Origin of the sequence: Pseudomonas sp. PS02290, assembly GCF_029960075.1 — a bacterium.
Taxonomy (GTDB): Bacteria; Pseudomonadota; Gammaproteobacteria; order Pseudomonadales; family Pseudomonadaceae; genus Aquipseudomonas.
Window position 1 is genome coordinate 1 of the sequence record NZ_JASCOY010000185.1, and the last position, 4,387, is coordinate 4,387.

Consider the following 4,387-nt stretch of genomic DNA (forward strand, 5'->3'; position numbering starts at 1 on the left):
CGCTTTTGGTGGATGGGGTGGGGCGAGGTCTCCCACGGTCTGTACTGTTGCAGCAGTCAGATGCGAACTGTTCGTCCCACCACCCCTTCAAGTCTAACCATACAAGCGAGCTTGCTCGCGAAGGGGGCGTAACTGCCGCAGGAGATGCAGCGGCTGTACTGGCCTCTTCCCGGCTGAAGCCGGTCCCACTAAAAGCACCGCGCGCATCCTGTCAAACTGGCGGTGACCTAAAATGTGGGACCGGCTTTAGCCGGGAAGGCGTCAAAGAACACACCGAATATTCAAGCCGTGCACAAGGTGACGCCGAGCGTCACGGGCTGCGTATCCACGCAGAGCGTGGGCACGATCAAGGTCCCAGCAGAAAATTCCCCGGCCGGGTGCCCTCGCCCGCTTCCAGCACCGGCACTTGCGCGTCGTCCTTCAAGCTCACGCCGGACAATTGCCGACGCCAGGCCTCGCGCATCAGGTACAGCAACTTATGCGCCGCCATGGCGTAGCTCATGCCTTCAAGGCGCACGTTGGAAATGCAGTTGCGCGCGGCGTCGTTCAGGCCCACGCGCGGTGCGTAGGTGAAGTACAGACCGAGGCTGTCCGGCGAACTGAGGCCCGGTCGTTCGCCTATCAGGATTACCACCATGCGCGCCTTGAGCAGTGCGCCGATTTCATCGGCAACGGCGACGCGGCCCTGTTCCACCAGCACCACCGGCGCCAGGCTCCAGCCTTCCGCCGCTGCCATTTCGTCGATGCGCTCCAGCATCGCCGGGCTGTGGCGTTGCACCGCCAGGGCAGACAAGCCGTCTGCGACCACCAGCGCCAGATCAAATCCTTCAGGATGCGCCGCCGCGTAATCCTTCAGCTGGGCAGCCGCCCCCTCGGACAAACGCCGCCCCAAATCAGGCCGTTGCAGGTACACATGGCGATCGGTGGCTGAGCTTTGCAGGGTCAGCGTCTCGCGGGACCGACCCGCCAGTTGCTCGGCCAGCGCTCCGTGATCGAACGCCAGGTGCACAGCGTCGCGGGCCTGGGCGTGGGCAAACTGGAAATCCAGCTGCGCCGCCGTCGGCAAACTCGTGCCCGCATGCCCGAGGGCGATTCGCGCCGAGGTCAATGCCCGCAACTGCTGCCAGGCATCGGCGTGTGCGGGTGATTTCTTGTCATCGCTCATGGCTCAAGCCCTTGTCTGGAACTGCTGATCAGCGACTAATTCAGTTGCGCCAGCGCCTTGCGGAACAACGGCGGCACGCCCTGCCCCAGCCGCACGCCGCCGTCGTCCTGGCGCAGGATGTCCATGCGCGTCAGCCATTCCTCGAACTCCGGCGCCGGGCGCAGGCCGATGGTTTTGCGTGCATACAAAGCGTCGTGAAACGAGGTGGTCTGGTAGTTGAGCATCACGTCGTCGGACCCCGGAATGCCCATGATGAAGTTGATGCCCGCGACGCCGAGCAAGGTCAGCAGCACATCCATGTCGTCCTGATCGGCTTCGGCATGGTTGGTGTAGCAGATGTCGCAGCCCATGGGCACGCCGAGCAGCTTGCCGCAGAAGTGATCTTCAAGCCCGGCGCGAATGATCTGCTTGCCGTTGTACAGGTATTCCGGGCCGATAAAGCCGACCACGGTGTTGACCAGAAACGGATTGAAGTGCCGCGCGACGGCGTAGGCCCGGGCCTCGCAGGTCTGTTGATCGACGCCGTGATGCGCGTTGGCCGACAAGGCGCTGCCCTGGCCGGTTTCGAAGTACATCAGGTTGTCGCCCAGCGGGCCGCGCTTCAGGCTCAGACCCGCTTCGTAGCCTTCACGAAGGATTTCCAGGCTGATGCCGAACCCGCTGTTGGCCGCTTCGGTGCCGGCGATGGACTGAAACACCAGGTCCAGCGGCACGCCCTTTTCGATGGCCGCCACCGATGAGGTGACGTGGGTCAGCACGCAGGACTGGGTGGGAATCTCGTAATGACGAATGACGCCGTCGAGCATTTTCAGTAGCTCGCTGATGGCGCTGACGCTGTCGGTGGCCGGGTTGATGCCGATCATGGCATCGCCGTTGCCGTACAACAGGCCGTCCAGCACGCTGGCGGCAATGCCGGCCGGGTCATCGGTGGGGTGATTGGGTTGCAGTCGGGTGGACATGCGCCCGCGCAGGCCGACGGTGTTGCGAAAGCGAGTGACGACACGAATTTTCTGCGCCACCAGCACCAGATCCTGCACGCGCATGATCTTCGACACCGCCGCCGCCATCTCCGGGGTCAAGCCCGGTGCCAGGGCCTTGAGGCTGGCCTCGGTGGCGTCGTCCCCCAGCAGCCAGTCGCGAAAGCCGCCGACCGTGAGATGGCTGACCGGGGCGAAGGCGGCGCGGTCATGGCTGTCGACGATCAGGCGGGTGACTTCATCCTCTTCATAGGGAATCAGCGCTTCGGTGAGAAATTGCTTGAGCGGCACATCGGCCAGGGCCATTTGCGCCGCCGCGCGTTCGGCATCGCTGCTGGCAGCGACTTCTGCGAGAAAGTCACCGGAGCGTGCGGGGCTGGCCTTGGCCATGAGTTCCCGCAGGCTGTCGAAGCGCCAGACCATGCCACCGATGCTGTGGGAAAAACTCATGCACACCTCTTTTATCGAACCGCGTGATTAACCGGCGACCGCGACCGCCGCACTGCGCCCGCGGACCATTTTGCAGAACACCGCGCCCACGGCCATCAGGCAGATGAATATGGCGCAGATCAGCAGGTTGAACCAGACCATGGCGACCAAACACACCACCGCCAGCGCCAGAGCGATGCCCGGCACGATCGGATAGCCCGGCGCGCGGAAGCTGCGCTCAAGGTTCGGTTCGCTGCGGCGCAACTTGAACAGGCTGAGCATGCTGATGATGTACATCACGATGGCACCGAACACCGACATGGTGATCATCGCGGCGGTCAGCGTCATGCCCTGCAGGTTGATCACGCCGTCGCTGAGGATCGCGATGATGCCGATCACGCCGCCCGCAAGAATGGCGCGGTGGGGCGTCTGGAAGCGCGACAGTTTCGCCAGGCTCGGTGGCAGAAAGCCCGCCCGTGCCAGGGCGAAGAACTGCCGCGAGTAACCGAGAATGATGCCGTGGAAACTCGCCACCAGACCGAACAGGCCGATCCACACCAGCATGTGCATCCAGTTGGAGTTGCCGCCAACCACCGCTTTCATCGCCTGGGGCAACGGGTCATTGATGTTCGCCAGCGTACGCCAGTCGCCCACGCCACCGGCGAAGATCATCACGCCGATCGCCAGCACCACCAAGGTCAGGATGCCGCCCACGTAAGCCCGCGGAATGGTGCGTTTCGGGTCCTTGGCTTCTTCGGCCGCCATGGCGGCGCCTTCGATGGCGAGGAAGAACCAGATGGCGAACGGGATCGCCGCGAACATGCCGCTGATGGCCGGCAGGCCGAAGGTATCGGAACCGGCCCAGCCGCCGAGGACGAAATTGCTGAAGCTGAAGCCCGGGGCGACGACGCCCATGAACACCAGCAGTTCGGCCACCGCCAGAATGGTGACCACCAGTTCGAAGGTCGCTGCGATGCTCACGCCCAGGATGTTCAAGGTCATGAACACGAAATACGCGCCGATGGCCGCAACCCTTGGATCAAGGGACGGGAATTGCACGTTAAGGTAAGCGCCGATCGCCATGGCAATGGCGGGCGGGGCAAAGACGAACTCGATCAGCGTCGCCAGCCCGGCGATCATCCCACCGGTCACGCCAAAGGCGCGCAAGCTGTAGGCAAACGGTCCGCCGGCGTTGGGAATCGCGGTGGTCAGCTCGGTGAAACTGAAGATGAAGCAGGTGTACATCACCGCGACCATCAGCGTGGTCACCAGAAAGCCCAGCGTCCCGGCGGTGCCCCAGCCGTAACTCCACCCGAAGTATTCGCCGGAAATCACCAGGCCGACGGCGAGGCCCCACAAGTGCAGGGTTCCCAAGGTGGGTTTGAGTTGTGATGCAGTCATGAGTGTGTACCCCGGTAGCCAGGCGACGGTATTTGTCTGACGTCGAGCATAGTCACAGCTGACAGGCCAAGGCTTGACCGTACGGCGCGCGGTCTGTCGTCTGCGGTCAAGTTTTCCAGGTATCTGCCGGGGGTGCGCCACACTGGCGCGTGAAAACGGCCCGGTGCTTTATTGAGGGTCACGCAATGCCCGTGTTTGCTGACCGCAGTGGCACCAGACTTCCCAACAGCTTGGGCAGCAGATGAGTCGTCGAGTAGCACCGGTGCCCATGTAGGAGTGACCGGGGTGGCGCGCCACCTTGCTCGCGAAGAGGTCGGTACATTCGCCGAGTATGCAGTGGCTGGAATACAGCCTTCGCGAGCAAGGTGGAGCGCTACCCCGGTCCCTCCCCCAGGACCGGTGATTCCCCCCGACG

The 4,387-nt window shown here is 63.5% G+C and carries 3 protein-coding genes; all 3 read right to left on the reverse strand.

The window, feature by feature from the left end; genetic code table 11:
- Positions 1 to 346: 346 nt before the first annotated feature.
- Genes eutC through eat form a run of 3 tightly spaced genes read right to left on the reverse strand, consistent with a single transcriptional unit; the run spans position 347 to position 3,972 of the window.
- Positions 347 to 1,165, reverse strand: coding sequence for an ethanolamine ammonia-lyase subunit EutC (gene eutC, locus QMX88_RS28900; RefSeq protein ID WP_282373661.1), 819 nt, complete (start codon positions 1,163 to 1,165; stop codon positions 347 to 349).
- Between the two features lie 35 nt (positions 1,166 to 1,200).
- Positions 1,201 to 2,592, reverse strand: a complete 1,392-nt coding sequence (locus QMX88_RS28905; protein WP_282373662.1) for an ethanolamine ammonia-lyase subunit EutB — start codon at positions 2,590 to 2,592, stop codon at positions 1,201 to 1,203.
- A 27-nt stretch (positions 2,593 to 2,619) separates the two neighbouring features.
- Entirely contained in the window at positions 2,620 to 3,972 is a 1,353-nt protein-coding gene (eat, locus tag QMX88_RS28910; protein ID WP_282373663.1) for an ethanolamine permease, read from the reverse strand.
- Positions 3,973 to 4,387: the final 415 nt, after the last annotated feature.